The following is a 20,738-nucleotide window of genomic DNA, read 5'->3' on the forward strand; positions in this document are numbered from 1 at the left end:
TGGGCTGCAAAAATACGAATAATATTTGAATATTCAATGCGCTACAACTTTTTTTTCTTTTTTAATGTTTTTATATCATCCTCACGCTTCGCCTTTTACACCCGTCAAAGGAGAAATAGGGGGTTCATCCGAAGTACGAATCGGACCGAATACGCGCTCATACTTTGCTATATTATCTTCTAATGCCCGCAGCAGGCGTTTTGCGTGCTCCGGAGCCACAATAATACGAGATTGCACACCAGCCTTCGGTATGCCCGGCATTACGCGCACGAAGTCAAGGATGAATTCAGAACTCGAATGAGTAATAATAGCAAGATTTGCATAAGTTCCCTGTGCAACCTCTTCTCTCAATTCAATCTGTAATTGTCCGTTGTTATTTTGTTCTTCCATATTTAATATGATTAAAAAGTTATCCTGCAAAATAACACATTTTTCCTGAAACTAATGATAATACACGCGAGTAAAAAAGAAATAAAAAAAGGAGCAATTGCCCAATCAGGCAACTGCTCCTTTTCATATAGTCAATTGAATTGTATTTATTCTACTTCATTGTAGTCAAGTACTGTTTTCTTGTTAGCCAAGATACGGTCATACTCTTCTTTTGATCCAACGATGAGCTTTTCGAACTCGCGCTGTCCGGTACCGGCAGGAATCAAGTGACCACAGATCACATTTTCCTTCATACCTTCAAGCTTATCGATCTTACCATTGATAGCAGCTTCATTCAATACTTTCGTTGTTTCCTGGAAGGAAGCAGCCGACATAAAGCTTGATGTTTGCAAAGCAGCACGCGTGATACCTTGAAGGATCTGAGTAGAGGTAGCAGCAACAGCGTCACGAACTTCAACCGGCTTCAAGTCACGACGTTTCAACATACTATTCTCATCACGCAACTTGCGGGCAGTTACAATCTGTCCAGCTTGCATATTTTGAGAATCACCAGCATCCACTACGACTTTCTTGCCCCAGATACGATCATTTTCTTCCATGAATTCCAGTTTGTCTACGACTTGCTGTTCGAGGAAGCGAGTATCTCCCGGTTCATCAATTTGTACTTTGCGCATCATCTGACGAACGATAATCTCAAAGTGCTTATCATTGATCTTCACACCCTGCAAGCGGTATACATCCTGAACTTCATTCACGATATATTCCTGTACAGCTGTAGGACCCTTGATTGCCAAGATATCTGCCGGAGTAGTAGCACCGTCAGACAACGGAGTACCAGCACGTACATAGTCATTTTCCTGTACCAGAATCTGCTTAGACAGTGCAACCAGATACTTCTTAACCTCACCCGTCTTGGAAGTTACGATGATTTCACGGTTACCACGTTTGATCTTACCCATTGTCACCTCACCGTCGATTTCAGAAACGACAGCCGGATTTGACGGGTTACGAGCTTCAAACAATTCAGTAACACGAGGAAGACCACCCGTGATATCACCCGCCTTACCTACGGCACGCGGAATCTTCACGATTACTTCACCGGCTTTTACCTTCTGACCATTCTCGATGATAACGTGACCACCTACCGGTAAGTTATAAGTACGGATCAAATCACCGTCCTCTGTTAAGATATGAGCGGTAGGAACTTTGGTTTTATCCTTGGATTCAATAATAATAATTTCACGAAGACCTGTTGCTTCATCCGATTCAACCTTATAAGTAACGTTTTCAATCACGCCCTCAAATTCGATCTTACCGGTTGCTTCTGTGATAATAACAGCATTGAACGGGTCCCACTTAGCAATCAGTTTGCCTTTTTCTACCAAGTCGCCGTCGCTTACATACAGTGTTGAACCATAAGGTACGTTATGAGTAGAAAGAACGATACCGGTATTCACATCCACAAAACGCACTTCGGCCAAACGACCTACTACCACTTTTGCAGATTCACCCATCTCGTCAACGATATCTACTGTACGCAACTCTTCAAATTCAAGACGTGCATTATTTTTAGCAACGATACTGGCGTTAGCTGCAATATTTGCAGCAGTACCACCGGCGTGGAATGTACGCAATGTCAACTGTGTACCCGGCTCACCAATAGACTGAGCAGCGATTACACCAACAGCTTCACCCTTCTGAACCATGCGGCTCGTTGCCAGGTTACGTCCGTAACATTTAGCACAAACACCCTTCTTAGCTTCACAAGTCAATACCGAACGGATTTCAACACTCTCGATCGGAGACTCCTGAATCTTCTTGGCTACTTCTTCTGTGATTTCTTCACCACCGGCAACAAGCAATTCACCTGTGGTAGGATGAATAATATCATGTACGGAAACACGGCCTAAGATACGTTCGTACAGAGTAGCAATAACCTCATCGTTATTCTTAAGGTCCGTACAAACCAATCCGCGGAGTGTACCGCAGTCTTCTTCTGTAATAATCACATCGTGTGATACGTCCACCAGACGACGAGTCAAATAACCAGCATCGGCAGTCTTCAAAGCGGTATCCGCCAAACCTTTACGAGCACCGTGGGTAGAGATAAAGTACTCCAACACCGAAAGTCCTTCTTTAAAGTTCGACAAAATCGGGTTCTCGATGATCTGACCACCTTCAGCACCTGCTTTCTGCGGTTTTGCCATCAAACCACGCATACCTGACAACTGACGAATCTGCTCTTTAGAACCACGGGCACCAGAGTCAAGCATCATATATACAGAGTTGAAACCCTGATCGTCCGAAGAAATAGTCTTCATCAGGATATTAGACAACTCGGAGTTCACATGTGTCCAAATATCAATTACCTGATTGTAACGTTCGTTATTGGTAATGAAACCCATGTTATAGTTGTTTACGACTTGTTCAACTTCGTCGTAACCTTTCTGTACCAAAGTTTCTTTTTCCTTCGGAATGATAATATCACCCAAGTTGAATGACAAACCACCCTTGAACGCCATCTGATAACCTAAATTCTTGATTCCATCCAGGAAGTCGGCAGCCTTAGCCACACCACATACCTTAATTACATCACTAATAATATCACGAAGAGATTTCTTAGAGATAATTGTATTGATATAACCAGCTTCAGGTGGAACGATTTCATTCACAATCACACGTCCTACTGAAGTTTCGCGCATTACGTCTACAATGTTACCATTTTCATCAACGTCTTTCACGATAACCTTCACCGGAGCATGAATATCTACCTTACCTTCATTGTAAGCGATCAACGCTTCTTCCGGTCCGTAGAATGTCAAACCTTCACCTTTTGCACCGGCACGCAACTTAGTAATATAGTACAAACCAAGAACCATATCCTGTGCAGGCACAGTAATAGGCGCACCGTTTGCCGGATTCAATATATTATGTGATTGAAGCATCAACATTTGTGCTTCAAGAATTGCTTCATTACTCAAAGGCAAGTGAACAGCCATCTGGTCACCGTCAAAGTCGGCGTTGAATGCCGTACATGCCAACGGGTGCAACTGGATAGCTTTACCTTCGATCATTTTAGGCTGGAAAGCCTGAATACCCAAACGGTGCAAGGTCGGAGCACGGTTCAACAGTACGGGGTGTCCCTTCATTACATGTTCCAAGATATCCCAAATCACCGGCTCTTTGCGGTCTACGATTTTCTTTGCAGACTTAACAGTCTTAACGATACCACGTTCGATGAGCTTGCGAATAATAAACGGCTTGTATAATTCGGCAGCCATCAATTTAGGAATACCGCATTCACCCATCTTTAATTCCGGACCAACGACGATTACGGAACGAGCAGAGTAGTCAACACGTTTACCCAGCAAGTTCTGACGGAAACGTCCCTGTTTACCTTTCAAACTGTCAGACAATGACTTCAACGGACGGTTGGCGTCTGTCTTCACAGCACTTGACTTACGTGAGTTATCAAACAAAGAATCGACAGATTCCTGAAGCATACGTTTTTCATTACGCAAGATTACTTCCGGAGCCTTGATTTCAATCAGTCGTTTCAAACGGTTGTTACGGATAATCACACGACGATAAAGGTCGTTCAAGTCAGATGTAGCAAAACGGCCACCATCCAGCGGAACCAACGGACGAAGTTCGGGCGGAATAACCGGTACGATACGTACGATCATCCATTCCGGTTTGTTACGTCCACGTGATGCGCGGAACGATTCTACTACCTGAAGACGTTTCAAAGCTTCATTCTTACGTTGCTGAGACGCATCGTTTCCGGCGCGGTGACGCAGTTCGTAAGACAAAGCATCCAGATCCAAACGAGCCAGCAAATCATAAATAGCTTCGGCTCCCATCTTTGCAACAAATTTATTCGGATCATTATCTTCAAGATACTGATTGTCTTTCGGAAGCGTATCCAGAATATCCAGATATTCTTCTTCAGAAAGCAAATCATATTCAGCTACGCCATCTTCAGCTTTCACACCCGGCTGAATAACAACATAACGTTCGTAGTATATAATCGAATCCAGTTTCTTTGTCGGCAATCCGAGCAAATAACCGATTTTATTAGGAAGCGAACGGAAATACCAGATGTGAGCCACCGGCACAACCAGCTGGATATGTCCCATACGTTCACGGCGCACTTTCTTTTCAGTAACTTCCACACCACAACGGTCGCAGACGATACCTTTATAACGGATACGCTTGTATTTACCGCAATGACATTCATAATCCTTGATAGGACCAAAAATGCGCTCGCAGAACAAACCGTCACGTTCGGGTTTGTACGTACGGTAATTAATGGTTTCAGGCTTCAAAACTTCACCACTCGAATTCTCAAGGATTTCTTCCGGAGAAGCCAGACCAATTGAGATCTTCGAGAAATTACTTTTCGTCTTATTTTCTTTTCTAAAAGCCATACTCTATATAATTGAGATTTGATAATTGAATCATTGGAAATTGAAAAAAGTGCGGATGCCAACAGACCTTCATCGGTACATTGACATCTCACATTCTTTCATTATTTTATTCTAGGTTGATACTCAAACCTAAACCTCTCAACTCGTGCAACAATACGTTCAAGGATTCCGGAATACCAGGTTGTGGCATCGGTTCACCTTTCACAATTGCTTCATAAGCCTTCGAACGTCCTACCACGTCATCAGATTTGATAGTCAGGATTTCCTGCAAGATATGGGCAGCACCGAAACCTTCGAGTGCCCAAACCTCCATTTCTCCGAAACGCTGACCACCGAATTGAGCTTTACCACCAAGAGGTTGCTGAGTAATCAATGAGTACGGACCGATAGAACGAGCATGCATCTTGTCTTCAACCATGTGGCCCAACTTCAACATGTAAGTTACGCCCACAGTAGCTGCCTGGTCAAATTGCTCACCTGTACCACCATCACAAAGATAAGTCTTACAGTAGCGAGGCAATCCTGCCTTGTCTGTCCACTGATCCAGATCTTCCATGGTAGCACCGTCGAAAATAGGAGTCGCGAATTTCACGCCCAACGTTTTTCCGGCACGTCCGAGTACAGCTTCAAAAATCTGACCAATGTTCATACGAGAAGGCACACCCAACGGATTCAACACGATGTCAACCGGAGTACCATCAGCCAAGAACGGCATATCTTCCTGACGAACAACACGGGATACAATACCTTTGTTACCGTGGCGACCAGCCATCTTATCACCCACACCAATCTTACGTTTCTTAGCAATATATACTTTTGCCATCTGGATAATACCAGCAGGAAGTTCATCACCAATTGTAATAGCAAACTTCTTACGTTTCAATTCAGCATCCAGCTCTTTATATTTCTTAATGAAATTCATCACCAGATCACGAATCATACCGTTAATATGATCGTCACTTGTCCAGTTGCTCAATTGAATAGAAGTAAAGTCAAGTGAATCAAAATCAGAAGCACTGAACTTAGAACCTTTCGCAATAACTTCCGCACCCAAATAGTCTTTCACACCTTGAGAAACCTTACCTTCAGTCAAAGTCATCAGTTTCTTAACCAGGATACGTTTCAAGTCAGCTACCTTAGATTCAAATTCATCATCAATCTTAGGCAACAATGCTTTATCGGCCAGTTTAGAGCTACGATTCTTAATCACACGTGAGAAAAGTTTCTTATCAATCACCACACCTTTCAAAGAAGGAGAAGCTTTCAAAGAAGCATCTTTCACGTCACCTGCCTTATCACCGAAGATAGCCCGAAGCAGTTTTTCTTCCGGAGAAGGATCAGATTCACCCTTCGGCGTAATCTTACCAATCATGATATCACCCGGCTCGATACGAGCACCGATTCTTACGATACCGTTTTCATCCAAGTCTTTGGTAGCTTCTTCACTTACATTCGGGATATCAGAAGTCAACTCTTCCATACCACGTTTTGTTTCACGAACTTCCAGAGAATATTCCTCTACGTGAACTGAAGTCAACAAGTCTTCGCGTACCACACGTTCGTTCAATACGATAGCATCCTCATAGTTGTAACCCTTCCAAGGCATATAAGCTACCAACAGGTTCTTACCCAATGCCAATTCACCCTTTTCAGTAGAATAACCTTCAGTCAAGATATCACCTTTCTTCACACGCTGGCCCTTGTCACAAATCGGACGCAAGTCAATCGTCATGTTCTGGTTAGTCTTACGGAACTTAGGTATTCTATATTCCTTCAAAGCAGGTTCGAAACTTACAAATTCTTCGTCTTCCGTACGGTCATACAAAATACGGATAGTAGTAGCATCCACATAGTCAACCACACCATCGCCTTCTGCGGTAATCTGGGTACGAGAGTCTCTTACCAGCTGACGTTCGATACCTGTACCTACGATTGGAGCTTCACTTCTCAACAAAGGAACCGCCTGGCGCATCATGTTCGATCCCATCAATGCACGGTTAGCATCATCATGTTCCAAGAATGGAATCAAAGAAGCTGCAATAGATGCAATCTGCTGAGGAGCAACGTCCATCAAGTCAACTTCAGATGGTTCAACAACCGGGAAATCTGCATCTTGACGAGACTTAACTCTATTAAGTACGAATGTACCATCGTCATTCAACGGAGCATTTCCCTGCGCAATAACCTTTTCTTCCTCTTCTTCAGCAGTCAGATAAATCAGACCGTTATCAGAAAGATCCACTTTCCCATTTTCCACCTTGCGGTAGGGAGTTTCAATGAATCCTAGCTCATTAATCTTAGCAAATACACACAATGAAGAAATCAAACCGATGTTCGGACCTTCAGGAGTCTCAATCGGACAAAGACGACCATAGTGTGTATAGTGAACGTCACGAACCTCAAATCCGGCACGTTCACGGGAAAGACCACCAGGACCAAGGGCAGACATACGACGTTTGTGCGTAATTTCAGCCAGCGGGTTTGTCTGGTCCATGAACTGCGACAACGCGTTCGTTCCGAAGAATGAGTTGATTACTGAAGAAATAGTCTTCGCATTAATCAAATCAATCGGAGTAAACACTTCATTGTCACGAACGTTCATACGTTCACGAATCGTACGAGACATACGTGCCAGCCCCACAGCAAACTGATTAGAAAGCTGTTCACCAACAGTACGTACACGACGGTTACTCAAGTGGTCAATATCATCCACATCTGCTTTTGAGTTAATCAACTCAATCAGATATTTGATGATTTCAATAATATCTTCCTTCGTGAGGACACGCACGTCCATATCAGTCGTCAGATTCAACTTTTTGTTGATTCTGTAACGGCCTACATCACCAAGGTCATATCGTTTTTCTGAGAAGAACAAGTTGTTGATAACCTCCCTTGCACTTGCGTCATCAGCCGGATCGGCATTACGCAACTGACGGTAGATATACAACACAGCTTCTTTTTCCGAGTTACTCGGGTCCTTCTGCAACGTATTATATATGATAGAGAAATCGGACTGATTCGGTTCATCCTTATGCAAAAGAATGTTCTGAACTCCCGACTCCAAAATTTCATCAATATGCTCCTCTTCCAGTACGGTTTCACGGTCGATAATAACTTCGTTACGTTCAATAGAAACCACTTCACCGGTATCTTCATCAACGAAATCTTCAATCCATGTTTTCAAGACACGTGCAGCCAGTTTACGGCCTAACACCTTCTTCAGATTTGTCTTGTTTACCTTCACATCTTCTGCAAGATCGAAAATCTCAAGAATATCTTTGTCATTCTCGAAGCCAATTGCACGCAACAATGTAGTCACCGGCAATTTCTTCTTACGGTCGATGTATGCGTACATCACATTATTGATGTCAGTAGCAAACTCAATCCACGAACCCTTAAACGGAATAATACGAGCCGAATAAAGTTTCGTACCATTGGCATGTACACTCTGACCGAAGAACACACCCGGAGAACGGTGAAGCTGTGACACAACTACGCGTTCGGCACCGTTAATGACGAAAGTAGCCTTATCAGTCATATAAGGAATCGGGCCGAGGAATACGTCCTGAATCACTGTATCAAAATCCTCATGATCGGGGTCCGTACAGTAAAGCTTAAGTTTCGCTTTTAAGGGAACACTATAAGTAAGCCCACGCTCTATACAATCATCAATGGTATAACGCGGCGGATCAATATAATAGTCCAGAAACTCAAGAACAAAATTGTTTCTTGTATCGGCAATAGGGAAGTTTTCAGCAAATACTTTATACAATCCCTCATTCTTACGCTTTTCAGGTGGGGTATCTAATTGTAGAAAGTCTTGGAATGACTTCAATTGTACTTCCAGGAAATCCGGGTATTCTAGCGGATTCTTAGTCGAAGCAAAATTAACTCTTTGATTTACAGTATTTGAAGACATCTGTCAATGAATTTGGAGAACTTAATTTGAAATATATACACAAAAAGGTTAAGAATCCTCTTGTGAAGGATTCCTAACCGAATTACCTGATTACCAGGCCAATGTTATTTAAGTTCAACTTCAGCTCCAGCTTCTTCCAATGTTTTCTTCAATGATTCTGCTTCGTCTTTAGCCAAACCTTCTTTTACTGTGCTAGGAGCACCGTCTACCAAGTCTTTAGCTTCTTTCAAACCAAGACCACAAGCTTCCTTAACGGCCTTAACTACTTGAAGTTTAGCTGCACCAGCGCTCTTCAATACTACGTCGAAAGAAGTTTTTTCTTCTGCGGCAGCAGCACCAGCTGCAGGACCAGCAGCAACAGCTACAGCTGCAGCAGCAGGTTCAATACCGTATTCTTCTTTAAGGATAGTTGCAAGTTCATTAACTTCTTTTACTGTCAAGTTAACTAATTGTTCTGCAAAAGCTTTCAAATCTGCCATTTTTTGTATGATTTTAATTGTTTAAATACTTTGTTGATTTTTGAAAATTATTCGGGACGTTCACCAAGAGTCTTGAGAACTCCGTGAAGGGTGTTACCACCTGATTGAAGAGCAGAAATAACATTCTTGGCCGGAGATTGCAACAGGGCAACGATATCGGCGATAACTTCATTCTTACTCTTGATTGAAACGAGAGCATCCAATTGATCAGCACCAATGTAGAAGCTTTCTTCTGCATATGCAGCTTTCAGTCCGGGAATACCGTCTTTCGCTTTGTCTTTGATTAACTTAGCAGGAACGTTTGCAGTATTGCTAAACATAACAGCAGTAGTACCTTTCAAAGAACCGTAAAGAGGTGAGAAGTCTTCTTCCAAGCTTTCAAGTGCTTTGTGAAGCAGCGTGTTTTTAACCAACATCAATTTGATGTCTGATTTAAAACAATCTCTTCTCAATGCACTGGTAGCAGCAGCGTTCATAGCTGTAACGTCTACCAAGTAGAAGTGACCATATTCCTTTACTGTAGCAGCAATTTGCTCTATAATCGTACTTTTATCTTCCTTTCTCATTATTTCTCTGTTTTATTAGATTTCATCCACTGATTTCGGGTCGATTTTAATACCCGCACTCATTGTACTAGAAAGATAAATACTCTTAATATATGTACCCTTTGCTGCGGTCGGTTTCAGTTTGTTCAGAGTAGAGATGAACTCTTTCGCGTTGTCGCGAATCTGATCAGGACTGAATGATACCTTACCGATAGAAGTGTGAACGATACCGCTCTTATCAACTTTAAAGTCAATCTTACCTTGTTTTACTTCTTTTACAGCCTTAGCAACATCCATAGTTACAGTACCACTCTTAGGGTTCGGCATCAATCCACGAGGACCGAGAACACGACCGAGCGCACCAATTTTACCCATGATAGATGGCATAGTGATGATTACATCAATATCAGTCCATCCACCTTTGATCTTTTCAATATATTCGTCAAGACCAACGTAGTCAGCACCAGCTTCTTTTGCAGCAGCTTCAGCATCCGGTGTACAAAGTACCAACACACGCACTTCTTTACCAGTACCATGAGGAAGTGAAACAACACCTCTCACCATCTGGTTAGCTTTACGTGGGTCAACACCTAAACGTACATCAATATCCAGTGAAGCATCAAACTTAGTAAAAGTGATTTCTTTTACCAAAGATGCAGCTTCTTTCAGTGAGTATGCTTTCCCTGCTTCAATCTTTTCTGCAGCTAACTTTTGATTTTTTGTCAGTTTACCCATTACAATTGAAGTTTATTAATTATTAACCGGGAACTCCCCTTTTACAGCGATACCCATACTTCTAGCTGTACCTGCAACCATTCTCATGGCAGCTTCCACAGTAAAACAGTTTAAGTCAACCATTTTGTCCTGAGCAATCGTACGAACCTGTTCCCAAGTAAGCTCGGCAACTTTCTTACGGTTAGGCTCAGCAGAACCACTCTTTACCTTAGCTACTTCAAGTAATTGAATAGCAACGGGAGGAGTCTTGATTACAAAATCGAAAGACTTATCTGCGTAGTAAGTAATGATAACAGGTAAAATCTTACCTGCTTTGTCTTGGGTTCTGGCATTGAATTGCTTGCAAAATTCCATGATATTGATACCCTTAGAACCCAAAGCAGGTCCAACGGGAGGTGATGGATTTGCAGCGCCTCCTTTAATCTGTAACTTGATTAGTCCAGCAACTTCTTTAGCCATTTTTTTATTGATTTATATATAAACATTAAACGAAGAACAACAACAGCGTAACAATTCCGCGTTATTCCTTTTCCACTTGCATAAAGCCCAATTCAAGCGGTGTTTTGCGCCCGAATATCTTCACCATGACCTTTAGTTTCTTTTTTTCACTATTCACTTCTTCAATGATGCCACTGAATCCGCTGAAAGGTCCAAAAGTAACTTTTACAGTTTCTCCCACTACGTACGGAATATTGAGTTCTTCACCCGTTTCCTGCAGTTCGTCCACTGTACCAAGTATACGATTCACTTCTGATTGTCTGAGAGGCACCGGTTTTTCGGAGCCGCCTAAAAAGCCTATCACATTCGGAGTATTGCGCAGGTGATGAGCGACCTCACCAACCAAAGCAGCCTCCACTAAAACGTAGCCAGGAAGATAACTTCTTTCCTTCACAATTTTTTTACCATTGCGAACCTGGTAAACTTTTTCAGTAGGAATCAATACCTGAGATACATATTCACCAAGGTCGCTGTTCTTAAGATCAGCTTCAAGATATTCCTTTACCTTAGCTTCTTTACCGCTAATAGCACGTAGAACGTACCATTTCTTTTCAATCTCAGCCATTTTCAATTCCTAATTTTTTAATGTGGATAAACGATTTTTTCCATGAAGTTCTGGAAACAGACATCCATACCCCATACTACCAATGCAATAAGCAGGGAAGCATATAAAACAACTACTGCACTGTTAGCAAGTTCAGAATACGTAGGCCACGATACTTTATGTACAAGTTCGTCGTAAGATTCTTTAATATAAGCTATTACCTTTTTCATTTCAATAATATTAGCACGGGAGGAGAGGCTCGAACTCCCGACACCCGGTTTTGGAGACCGGTGCTCTACCAACTGAGCTACTCCCGTGTGTACATAATCAGTTCCCGATGGAAAACCGGGAACTGATTAATTATTGTGTATTAGTCGATAATTTCAGTAATCTGACCAGCACCTACCGTACGTCCACCTTCGCGGATAGCGAAACGAAGACCCGGGTTCAATGCTACTGGGTAGATCAACTCAACTGTAATAGTTACGTTATCACCCGGCATTACCATTTCTGTTCCTTCCGGCAAAGTGATTTCACCTGTACAGTCCATAGTACGCAAGTAGAACTGAGGACGGTATTTGTTGTGGAACGGAGTGTGACGACCACCTTCTTCTTTCTTCAAGATATAAACCTCAGCTTTGAATTTAGAGTGCGGTTTAATCTGACCTGGTTTACAAAGAACCATACCACGTTTGATTTCGTTCTTGTCAATACCACGAAGCAAAAGACCTACGTTGTCACCAGCTTCACCTTGATCCAACAGTTTACGGAACATTTCAACACCAGTTACAACTGATTTCTTATCTTCACCTAAACCAAGGATTTCGATTTCATCACCAACGTGGATAACACCAGTTTCGATACGACCTGTTGCTACAGTACCACGACCTGTGATAGAGAACACGTCTTCAACCGGCATCAAGAATGGTTTATCAACATCGCGCGGAGGCAGTGGAATCCAGTTATCAACTGCATCCATCAGTTCCATAACTTTGTCTTCCCATTTTTCAACACCGTTCAATGCGCCAAGAGCAGAACCACGGATGATAGGAGTATTGTCACCATCGAAATCATAGAATGAAAGAAGTTCTCTCATTTCCATTTCAACGAGTTCCAACATTTCTTCGTCGTCTACCATATCGCACTTGTTCAAGAATACAACCAGACGAGGTACGTTTACCTGACGAGCCAACAGGATGTGTTCGCGAGTTTGAGGCATCGGACCATCAGTTGCAGCACAAACGATGATAGCACCGTCCATCTGAGCAGCACCAGTTACCATGTTCTTTACGTAGTCGGCGTGACCCGGACAGTCTACGTGTGCATAGTGACGGTTAGCTGTTTGATATTCAACGTGAGAAGTATTGATAGTAATACCTCTTTCTTTTTCTTCAGGAGCGTTGTCGATAGAATCGAAAGAACGCAATTCTGAAAGACCTTTCTTTGCCAACACAGTAGTGATAGCAGCTGTCAACGTTGTCTTACCGTGGTCTACGTGACCGATTGTACCAATGTTTACGTGCGGTTTGGTACGTTCAAATTTCTCTTTAGCCATAGCTTTACTTGTTATTTATTTGATTAATAATCAGCATTTACATCCTTTATGAGCTGTTACCGGGATTTGAACCCGGGACCTCTTCCTTACCAAGGAAGTGCTCTACCACTGAGCTATAACAGCAAGAAAAGAGAGCGGAAGACGGGGCTCAAACCCGCGACCCTCAGCTTGGAAGGCTAATGCTCTATCAACTGAGCTACTTCCGCATTCTTGCCAAAGTTGTCACTCTGATTGTGGGCAAAGATGGATTCGAACCACCGAAGGCGTAAGCCAGCAGATTTACAGTCTGCCCCATTTGGCCACTCTGGTATTTGCCCTTTTCAAAATCAAGAAATAAAAGAACTATTTTCAAACAATATGATAAAGACAGATGTTCTATCTTTGTTCTTCGGTTTCTTTTTGAGCCTCTTGTCGGATTCGAACCAACGACCCCGAGATTACAAATCACGTGCTCTGGCCAACTGAGCTAAAGAGGCAAACTTACTAAAAAATGCAACCGTCACGTTCTAACGCGAGCGAAACGGCTGCAAATTTAGTTATTTATTTCTTTCCCGCAAAATATTTGGGATTTTTTTATTTGCTACGTTGCTTTTCCTTGTATTTAACCAGCTGTTTTCCGAGTGCTTCCACATCTAAATCAATTGCTTCTTCAAACGTATCGCATACTTTGCTTGCATAAAACTCTCCATTTGGGATCAATATTTTAATGCCCGCTTCCTTGTTTTCAGCAACTTCTGGTTTAACTACCTTTAATGACACCTCTACTTTCTTTATATCTTCGTAATATTTTTCCAACTTGGACACTTTCTTCTGAATAAATGCCTGCAATTGCTCTGACGCATCAAAGTGAATTGATTGAATTCTAACATCCATACTTACCTCCTTTTTTTAAGCTCTTGGATGAGCTTGTTTATACACTTTTTTAAGTTCTTCAAATGTGGCATGTGTGTAGATCTCGGTAGTTGTTATGCTCTCGTGACCCAAAAGTTCTTTTACCGCCCCCAGTTCTGCTTCATTGTTCAGCATTGTGGTAGCAAAAGTATGCCTCAACACGTGAGGACTCTTTTTCTTCAACGTCGCCACCTTTGACAGGTTCCGTTTCACTAAATTATAGACTAGATTCTTGTAAAGCCGTTCACCATTCTCTCTAATAAAGAAAGCTTCCGACCTTTCCGGAATCGTTTCGTTTCTTACATTAATATATTCAAGCATCAGCTCCTGCAGTTCGTCACCGAACGGAATCAGCCGTTGCTTGTTTCTTTTCCCGGTCACTTTCAGAAGAGAAGCTGAAAAATCCACATCCTTATTATCCAGACCTATCAATTCCGAAAGCCTCATGCCGGTAGCATAAAACATTTCAATAATCAACCGATCCCGACAGCCTTTAAATCCTTCACCAAAGTCCGTCTCATCCAATAACCGATTCATTTCGTTTTCTTTTAAGAACACAGGCAACGGCTTTTTGTTTTTAGGTCCTTTTATTTTACGCAAAGGATCTATAGTCGTTTCTCCCTGCCTCAAGAGATACTTGTAAAACGTTCGGAGCGAACTTAGCTTACGATTTACAGAAGTTGAGGTATACCCTTTATCCATCAATGAAACAATCCATTCACGAATCAGTTCCGCCTCGACCTCTAACGGATTAAATTTTCCATACTCTTCCTGAGCAAACTCCTGCAGTTGCTTTATATCTTCACCGTACGCAAGAACGGTTTTTTCAGAATAGTTCCGCTCATACTGGAGATAATCAAGAAAAGATTCTATCAACATAATATCGCTACATCTAAAATCGTGCAACGAATGTATGAAAAGAATTCAATAATTCAAAGGAAATTACGAATTATTAATCTTCTACTTGCTGAAGTTGTTGTACGTAAACTGCGCGTTCTTTCTTAAGTCTTTTAGTTACAGACGGTTTATCAAACTGTTGTCTGCTTCTCAACTCTTTTACAATGCCAGTCTTTTCAAATTTTCTTTTGAACTTCTTCAGCGCTTTTTCAATGTTTTCGCCTTCTTTTACAGGTACTACAATCATTTTGTTACTATTAATATGTTATGATTAAAAAATTCTGCAGTCAAATTGCGCCGCAAAATTACACATACTTTCTTTATTCACAAAACTTTCGGCAAATATTTCTCAAAAACTATTCATAAACAAGTTATTAAATGCAGAAAGTTAGTACCTTTGAAACACTTACATGTCTATAATAATATAATAAAGTATGAAACAGAGCATAAAAGAGCGAGTGCATGCACTGCGCATGACCTTTCATCCCAATTCTATCAAAGCGTTCATTATTCCCAGCACCGACCCTCACCTTAGTGAATATGTGGCTCCCCACTGGATGTCACGCGAGTGGATTTCCGGTTTTACTGGTTCTGCCGGAACAGCGGTTATCCTGATGGATAAAGCAGGATTATGGACCGACTCACGTTATTTTCTGCAAGCTACGAAGGAATTGGAGGGCAGCGGCATTACCTTATATAAAGAGATGTTGCCGGAGACTCCCAGTATTACAGAATTTCTCTGCCAACACTTAAAACCTGGAGAATCCGTAAGTATCGACGGGAAAATGTTCTCTGTGCAACAGGTCGAACAGATGAAAGAAGAACTGGCGGCACATCTGTTACAGGTCGACATATTTGGAGATCCATTGAGTAGCATTTGGAAAGACCGGCCCGCCATGCCTGATTCTCCTGCCTTTATTTATGATATCAAATATGCAGGAAAAAGCTGCGAAGAGAAAATATCCGCTATCCGTACGGAGTTGAAAAAGAAAGGTGTCTATGCTTTATTCATATCCGCACTCGACGAGATCGCATGGACTCTCAATTTGCGAGGAAACGATGTACATTGCAATCCGGTCATAGTAAGTTACCTGTTAATCACACAGGATGAAGTGACTTATTTTATTTCACCGGAGAAAGTGACGGCAGAGGTAGAGACTTATCTAAAGGAACGGCAGATTGGAATACAGAAGTATGATGAGGTAGAGACATTCCTGAATTCTTTTCTGGGAAAAAACATTCTGATTGATCCACGAAAAACAAATTATTCTATCTATTCATCTATTAATCCGCAATGTTCTATTCTTCGTGGAGAGTCGCCTGTCGCATTATTGAAAGCGATTCGCAATGAGCAGGAGATCGCCGGCATCCACGCTGCCATGCAACGGGATGGAGTAGCACTCGTCAAATTCCTCAAATGGCTAGAAGAATCCGTATCTACCGGAAAAGAGACAGAATTAAGTATAGATAAAAAGTTGCATGAGTTTAGGGCTGCACAGCCTCTCTACATGGGGGAAAGTTTCGACACGATTGCAGGATATAAAGAACATGGGGCAATCGTACATTATTCGGCTACCCCGGAAAGTGACGTGACTCTTCAGCCCAGAGGGTTCTTACTCTTAGATTCAGGAGCCCAATATCTGGACGGAACCACTGACATCACCCGAACCATTGCCTTAGGCGAACTTACAGAAGAAGAAAAAACGGATTATACCCTTATATTAAAAGGACACATCGCGTTGGCTATGGCCAAATTCCCTGCCGGAACCCGTGGAGCCCAGCTCGATGTACTAGCCCGTATGCCTATCTGGAACCACAGAATGAATTTTCTTCATGGCACAGGACATGGCGTCGGACATTTCCTAAGTGTACACGAAGGCCCGCAAAGCATTCGTATGAATGAGAATCCTGTCATTTTGCAGCCCGGCATGGTTACTTCCAATGAACCTGGTGTTTATAAAGCAGGCAGTCACGGGATACGTACGGAGAACCTGACGTTGGTTTGCAAAGATGGAGAGGGAATGTTTGGAGAATATCTTAAGTTTGAAACTATCACTTTATGCCCAATCTGCAAAAAAGGGATCATCAAGGAGATGCTGACAAATGAAGAAATTGAATGGTTAAACAATTACCATCAGACTGTCTACGAGAAGTTGTCACCGGATCTTAACGAAGAAGAAAAAGTTTGGTTACAAGAGGCGACTGCTTCCCTTTAAACAGAACTTGTCTGACACCCGGGTGTCAAGCATACTGAGACCCGGGTGTCAGACTGCTCAAGACCCGGGTCTCATCCATCACGACACCCGGGTGTCGTACAACATAGAACTGCATTAAATAAAAAACTTTATTAGAAACAAATATTATATGGCTTTAATTAAATCAGTACGGGGTTTTACTCCCGAAATCGGAGAAAACTGCTTCCTCGCAGATAATGCAACTATTATAGGAGATGTAAAAATAGGAAATGATTGTAGCATTTGGTTTAATACGGTATTAAGAGGTGACGTCAACTCCATACGAATCGGCAATGGTGTCAACATTCAGGATGGAAGTGTCTTGCATACGTTATATCAGAAATCGACTATTGAAATTGGCGATCACGTATCCGTTGGGCATAATGTCACCATTCATGGGGCGACCATCAAAGATTATGCATTGGTAGGGATGGGGTCAACCGTCCTGGATCACGTCGTAGTTGGTGAAGGAGCAATCGTTGCCGCCGGTTCGCTGGTATTAAGCAATACCATCATTGAGCCGGGAAGTATTTGGGGAGGAGTACCCGCGAAATTCATAAAAAAGGTAGATCCTGAACAAGCCAAAGAACTGAATCAGAAGATTGCTCACAATTATTTGATGTATTCGCAATGGTATAAGGAAGATAAATAGCAAACTCTAACAAGTTAATAAAAACAGCGGGACATTCTAATGAAAGAACATCCCGCTGTTTTTATAAGATTTTTTATAAAGCCGTTTTTTTACAAAAAGCGAATTCATTGGATTCATCTCTTTTCGACACTATTTCCTCTAATCAAAAATTAATCATGTGCATAATCTTTTCTGTAGCCCCGGCATTACTAGTCACATAATAACCGGCATTTGTTCCGGTTTCACGCAAGAACAATTCATCTGCCAGGAAACGATCCAGCAAAGTTTTCAGTTCATCATAATCTTTGATGGAATAAGCGCCTTTTGCTTCGAGCAATTGAACGGCTTCCATAAATTTCTGATACTTCGGTCCGAAAATCACCGGAATACCATATACAGCCGCTTCCAATGTGTTATGAATACCGACTCCGAAACCACCACCGATATAAGCTATTTCGCCATAACGGTAAATAGAGGACAGCAGTCCAAAGCAGTCTATTATGAGGCAATCCGCTTTCAATACATTCCTTTCGTCGGCACGAGTATAGCGCACATACGGACGTTTCAATTTACTGATGATTTCAACCAAGTGATTCTCGTCGATCACATGCGGAGCAATAATCAGTTTCATTTCCGGATGGTTATTGAAATATTCGAGGAATAAATCTTCGTCAGGTCCCCATGAGCTTCCGGCAACAAAAGTAAAGGAATTGGTTCCTTTAAATTTCTCTACCAACGGGAGTTCTTTAGCCTCTTCACGGATTTGCAACACGCGGTCAAAACGGGTATCTCCCACTACTGTCACACGGCTGATACCGATTTTCGACAAGTAACGTTTGGATGCCTCATTCTGAACAAACAGATGATCGAAATCTTTCAATACATTGCGATAAGTTCCACCGTACCATTTAAAGAATATTTGTTCGCGACGGAAGATAGACGATACACTATATACCGGAATACGGCGTTTGTGAAGCTCATCCAGATAATTCTTCCAAAACTCATATTTGATAAAGAACGCCATGCAAGGATTTGCAATATCCAGGAACTTTTTCACATTCCGCGGTTTATCAAACGGCAGATAGCAGACAATATCCGCCCCCCGGTAATGCTTACGCACCTCGTAACCGGAAGGAGAGAAAAATGTCAGCAATATCTTATAGTCAGGATACTTCGCACGAATCATTTCTATCAGAGGGCGCCCTTGTTCAAACTCTCCCAGTGAAGCAGCATGAAACCAAATATACTGTTCCCCTTTCTCCACTTGCTGCCGCAGGAGTTCATACACTACCCAATGCCCTTTCATCATCTTTCGGGGCTTACGGCTAAACGGAGCAGCCAAATGGACGATAAAGTCATAAATGACTATTGCCAGGTCGTAAAGCATAGTACTGTGTCGATTACTTCAAAACCTCTACCGCACGTTTCATGCGAGCTATCGTCTCTTCTTTGCCCAATACCCAGGAAATATCGAACATGTGCGGGCCTTTTCCTTCACCCACTAATGTCAGACGGAAAGCATTCATGATATTACCTGTATGATAACCTTTCTCCGCAATCCAATCCATAACGACTTTTTCCTGTCCTTCAATACTAAAGTCTTCAATGCCGGCAATCACTTCTGCCAATTCGGTCATACATTTTGCAGAATCTTCTTTCCAACGTTTTTTCACCGTCTTTTCATCATATTCGGTAGGAGCAACGAAGAAGAAGCTACATACGTCCCACAGTTCTTTAATGAAACTTACCCGATCTTTCATCATGCCAACCACAGTCACCACTTTTTCGAAAGGAGCTTCTACACCATGTTCTTTCAGGAAAGGCAAGAACAGTTCCGCAATTTCTTCGTTAGGTTTCTGCTGTATATATTGATGGTTGAACCATATTCCCTTTTTATAGTCGAACTTGGCACCCGACTTGCTGCAACGGTGAAGATCAAACAATTTAATCAATTCGTCCATTGACATCACTTCCTGGTCATTGCCCGGGTTCCATCCCAATAAAGCAAGGAAATTAATCACTGCTTCCGGCAGATAACCCGATTCACGATAACCTGAAGAGATTTCTCCCGATTTCGGATCGTGCCATTCCAACGGGAATACAGGGAATCCGAGACGGTCACCGTCACGTTTACTTAATTTTCCATTGCCTTCCGGTTTCAGCAATAAAGGCAGGTGGGCAAATTCCGGCATTGTATCTTCCCAGCCGAAAGCACGGTACAACAACACATGCAAAGGAGCGGAAGGCAGCCATTCTTCACCACGAATCACGTGGGAAACTCCCATCAAATGGTCGTCCACGATATTTGCCAGATGGTAAGTCGGCAGTTCATCAGCCGATTTATAAAGCACTTTATCATCCAGAATGGATGAGTTGATAATAACTTCGCCACGAATCAGGTCATTCACATGTACATCTTCATTCGGTTCGATTTTGAAACGAACGACGTATTGTTTGCCTTCAGCAATCAGTGCATCCACTTCTTCCTTCGGCATGATTAATGAGTTGCGCATCATTCCGCGAGTAGATGCGTCATATTGGAAGTTAGCAATTTCAGCACGCTTAGCGTCCAGTTCCTCCGGAGTATCAAAAGCGATGTATGCTTTTCCATTTTCCAGCAAAACCTGCACATATTTCTTGTAGATTTCGCGGCGCTCCGACTGGCGGTACGGACCACATTCGCCACCGAAGCTCACTCCTTCATCAAAGTGGATACCCAACCACTTAAAAGATTCGAGTATATACTCTTCCGCTCCCGGAACGAACCGGTTAGAATCAGTATCTTCAATACGAAATATCAAGTCTCCGCCGTGTTGACGCGCAAATAGATAATTATACAAAGCTGTACGCACACCACCGATGTGCAGTGCTCCCGTAGGACTTGGAGCAAAACGAACTCTTACTTTTCTTTCTGCCATAATTTGGGTTAGTATAGGTAAATCGTGGCAAAATTAAACCTTTTTTTCCACACTATTGTTTTTTTTTGTACT

At 42.2% G+C, this 20,738-nt stretch carries 17 protein-coding genes and 5 tRNA genes; 2 read left to right on the top strand and 20 right to left on the bottom strand.

Annotation, left to right across the window (positions count from 1 at the left end; all coding sequences use genetic code 11):
* Window positions 1-81 precede the first annotated feature (81 nt).
* The 18 genes from INE92_RS16365 to rpsU all read right to left on the bottom strand — a co-directional run bounded on the left by INE92_RS16365 (window position 82) and on the right by rpsU (window position 15,130).
* Window positions 82-390, bottom strand: coding sequence for a DUF3467 domain-containing protein (locus INE92_RS16365; RefSeq protein WP_004296354.1), 309 nt, complete (start codon window positions 388-390; stop codon window positions 82-84).
* Window positions 391-536: 146 nt separating this feature from the next.
* Window positions 537-4,820, bottom strand: coding sequence for a DNA-directed RNA polymerase subunit beta' (gene rpoC / locus INE92_RS16370; protein ID WP_004310891.1), 4,284 nt, complete (start codon window positions 4,818-4,820; stop codon window positions 537-539).
* A 106-nt stretch (window positions 4,821-4,926) separates the two neighbouring features.
* Window positions 4,927-8,739 carry a DNA-directed RNA polymerase subunit beta gene (rpoB, locus tag INE92_RS16375; protein WP_004310892.1) on the bottom strand — a complete coding sequence of 1,271 codons (3,813 nt, stop codon included), beginning with the start codon at window positions 8,737-8,739 and terminating at the stop codon, window positions 4,927-4,929.
* Between the two features lie 104 nt (window positions 8,740-8,843).
* Entirely contained in the window at window positions 8,844-9,218 is a 375-nt protein-coding gene (gene rplL / locus INE92_RS16380; protein ID WP_004296358.1) for a 50S ribosomal protein L7/L12, read from the bottom strand.
* Between the two features lie 47 nt (window positions 9,219-9,265).
* Entirely contained in the window at window positions 9,266-9,784 is a 519-nt protein-coding gene (rplJ, locus tag INE92_RS16385; RefSeq protein ID WP_004310893.1) for a 50S ribosomal protein L10, read from the bottom strand.
* A gap of 15 nt (window positions 9,785-9,799) precedes the next feature.
* The gene (rplA, locus tag INE92_RS16390) at window positions 9,800-10,498 is read right to left on the bottom strand and encodes a 50S ribosomal protein L1 (protein ID WP_004310894.1); all 699 of its coding nucleotides are present in this window, start codon (window positions 10,496-10,498) and stop codon (window positions 9,800-9,802) included.
* A gap of 15 nt (window positions 10,499-10,513) precedes the next feature.
* A complete protein-coding gene (rplK, locus tag INE92_RS16395; RefSeq protein WP_004296361.1) occupies window positions 10,514-10,957 on the bottom strand; it encodes a 50S ribosomal protein L11 in 444 nt (147 codons plus the stop codon).
* Window positions 10,958-11,018: 61 nt separating this feature from the next.
* Window positions 11,019-11,561 carry a transcription termination/antitermination protein NusG gene (gene nusG, locus INE92_RS16400; RefSeq protein WP_004296362.1) on the bottom strand — a complete coding sequence of 181 codons (543 nt, stop codon included), beginning with the start codon at window positions 11,559-11,561 and terminating at the stop codon, window positions 11,019-11,021.
* Window positions 11,562-11,578: 17 nt separating this feature from the next.
* The gene (secE, locus tag INE92_RS16405) at window positions 11,579-11,770 is read right to left on the bottom strand and encodes a preprotein translocase subunit SecE (protein WP_004296363.1); all 192 of its coding nucleotides are present in this window, start codon (window positions 11,768-11,770) and stop codon (window positions 11,579-11,581) included.
* A 14-nt stretch (window positions 11,771-11,784) separates the two neighbouring features.
* Window positions 11,785-11,857, bottom strand: a tRNA-Trp gene (locus INE92_RS16410).
* A 53-nt stretch (window positions 11,858-11,910) separates the two neighbouring features.
* On the bottom strand, window positions 11,911-13,095 hold the full coding sequence (tuf, locus tag INE92_RS16415; RefSeq protein ID WP_004307553.1) for an elongation factor Tu: 1,185 nt from the start codon (window positions 13,093-13,095) through the stop codon (window positions 11,911-11,913).
* 51 nt (window positions 13,096-13,146) lie between these two features.
* Window positions 13,147-13,218, bottom strand: a tRNA-Thr gene (locus INE92_RS16420).
* A 10-nt stretch (window positions 13,219-13,228) separates the two neighbouring features.
* Window positions 13,229-13,301, bottom strand: a tRNA-Gly gene (locus tag INE92_RS16425).
* Between the two features lie 28 nt (window positions 13,302-13,329).
* Window positions 13,330-13,412 (bottom strand) — tRNA-Tyr (locus INE92_RS16430).
* A gap of 85 nt (window positions 13,413-13,497) precedes the next feature.
* A tRNA-Thr gene (locus INE92_RS16435) sits at window positions 13,498-13,571 on the bottom strand.
* A 97-nt stretch (window positions 13,572-13,668) separates the two neighbouring features.
* A complete protein-coding gene (gene hpf / locus INE92_RS16440; RefSeq protein WP_004310895.1) occupies window positions 13,669-13,968 on the bottom strand; it encodes a ribosome hibernation-promoting factor, HPF/YfiA family in 300 nt (99 codons plus the stop codon).
* A gap of 15 nt (window positions 13,969-13,983) precedes the next feature.
* Window positions 13,984-14,865, bottom strand: coding sequence for a tyrosine recombinase XerC (gene xerC / locus INE92_RS16445; protein WP_004313453.1), 882 nt, complete (start codon window positions 14,863-14,865; stop codon window positions 13,984-13,986).
* A 73-nt stretch (window positions 14,866-14,938) separates the two neighbouring features.
* Window positions 14,939-15,130, bottom strand: a complete 192-nt coding sequence (rpsU, locus tag INE92_RS16450) for a 30S ribosomal protein S21 (RefSeq protein ID WP_002558090.1) — start codon at window positions 15,128-15,130, stop codon at window positions 14,939-14,941.
* A gap of 187 nt (window positions 15,131-15,317) precedes the next feature.
* On the opposite strand from rpsU, the gene INE92_RS16455 reads away from it, so the two are divergent.
* Complete coding sequence (locus INE92_RS16455) at window positions 15,318-17,099, top strand: aminopeptidase P family protein (RefSeq protein WP_195436377.1); 1,782 nt, start codon at window positions 15,318-15,320, stop codon at window positions 17,097-17,099.
* Window positions 17,100-17,247: 148 nt separating this feature from the next.
* Window positions 17,248-17,769, top strand: coding sequence for a gamma carbonic anhydrase family protein (locus INE92_RS16460; RefSeq protein ID WP_004313451.1), 522 nt, complete (start codon window positions 17,248-17,250; stop codon window positions 17,767-17,769).
* 142 nt (window positions 17,770-17,911) lie between these two features.
* Here the strand turns inward: INE92_RS16460 and INE92_RS16465 are convergent, their stop codons facing one another.
* Complete coding sequence (locus INE92_RS16465; RefSeq protein WP_195436378.1) at window positions 17,912-19,135, bottom strand: 3-deoxy-D-manno-octulosonic acid transferase; 1,224 nt, start codon at window positions 19,133-19,135, stop codon at window positions 17,912-17,914.
* Between the two features lie 13 nt (window positions 19,136-19,148).
* Entirely contained in the window at window positions 19,149-20,666 is a 1,518-nt protein-coding gene (gene gltX, locus INE92_RS16470; protein ID WP_015531724.1) for a glutamate--tRNA ligase, read from the bottom strand.
* Window positions 20,667-20,738 lie beyond the last annotated feature (72 nt).

It is taken from the genome of Bacteroides xylanisolvens (genome assembly GCF_018289135.1).
Classification (GTDB): domain Bacteria; phylum Bacteroidota; class Bacteroidia; order Bacteroidales; family Bacteroidaceae; genus Bacteroides; species Bacteroides xylanisolvens.

Coding starts and splice junctions, on each gene's coding strand:
- INE92_RS16365 (WP_004296354.1), bottom strand. CDS start 390: ATGGAAGAACAAAATAACAACGGACAATTACAGATTGAATTGAGAGAA.
- rpoC (WP_004310891.1), bottom strand. CDS start 4,820: ATGGCTTTTAGAAAAGAAAATAAGACGAAAAGTAATTTCTCGAAGATC.
- rpoB (WP_004310892.1), bottom strand. CDS start 8,739: ATGTCTTCAAATACTGTAAATCAAAGAGTTAATTTTGCTTCGACTAAG.
- rplL (WP_004296358.1), bottom strand. CDS start 9,218: ATGGCAGATTTGAAAGCTTTTGCAGAACAATTAGTTAACTTGACAGTA.
- rplJ (WP_004310893.1), bottom strand. CDS start 9,784: ATGAGAAAGGAAGATAAAAGTACGATTATAGAGCAAATTGCTGCTACA.
- rplA (WP_004310894.1), bottom strand. CDS start 10,498: ATGGGTAAACTGACAAAAAATCAAAAGTTAGCTGCAGAAAAGATTGAA.
- rplK (WP_004296361.1), bottom strand. CDS start 10,957: ATGGCTAAAGAAGTTGCTGGACTAATCAAGTTACAGATTAAAGGAGGC.
- nusG (WP_004296362.1), bottom strand. CDS start 11,561: ATGGCTGAGATTGAAAAGAAATGGTACGTTCTACGTGCTATTAGCGGT.
- secE (WP_004296363.1), bottom strand. CDS start 11,770: ATGAAAAAGGTAATAGCTTATATTAAAGAATCTTACGACGAACTTGTA.
- tuf (WP_004307553.1), bottom strand. CDS start 13,095: ATGGCTAAAGAGAAATTTGAACGTACCAAACCGCACGTAAACATTGGT.
- hpf (WP_004310895.1), bottom strand. CDS start 13,968: ATGGATGTTAGAATTCAATCAATTCACTTTGATGCGTCAGAGCAATTG.
- xerC (WP_004313453.1), bottom strand. CDS start 14,865: ATGTTGATAGAATCTTTTCTTGATTATCTCCAGTATGAGCGGAACTAT.
- rpsU (WP_002558090.1), bottom strand. CDS start 15,130: ATGATTGTAGTACCTGTAAAAGAAGGCGAAAACATTGAAAAAGCGCTG.
- INE92_RS16455 (WP_195436377.1), top strand. CDS start 15,318: ATGAAACAGAGCATAAAAGAGCGAGTGCATGCACTGCGCATGACCTTT.
- INE92_RS16460 (WP_004313451.1), top strand. CDS start 17,248: ATGGCTTTAATTAAATCAGTACGGGGTTTTACTCCCGAAATCGGAGAA.
- INE92_RS16465 (WP_195436378.1), bottom strand. CDS start 19,135: ATGCTTTACGACCTGGCAATAGTCATTTATGACTTTATCGTCCATTTG.
- gltX (WP_015531724.1), bottom strand. CDS start 20,666: ATGGCAGAAAGAAAAGTAAGAGTTCGTTTTGCTCCAAGTCCTACGGGA.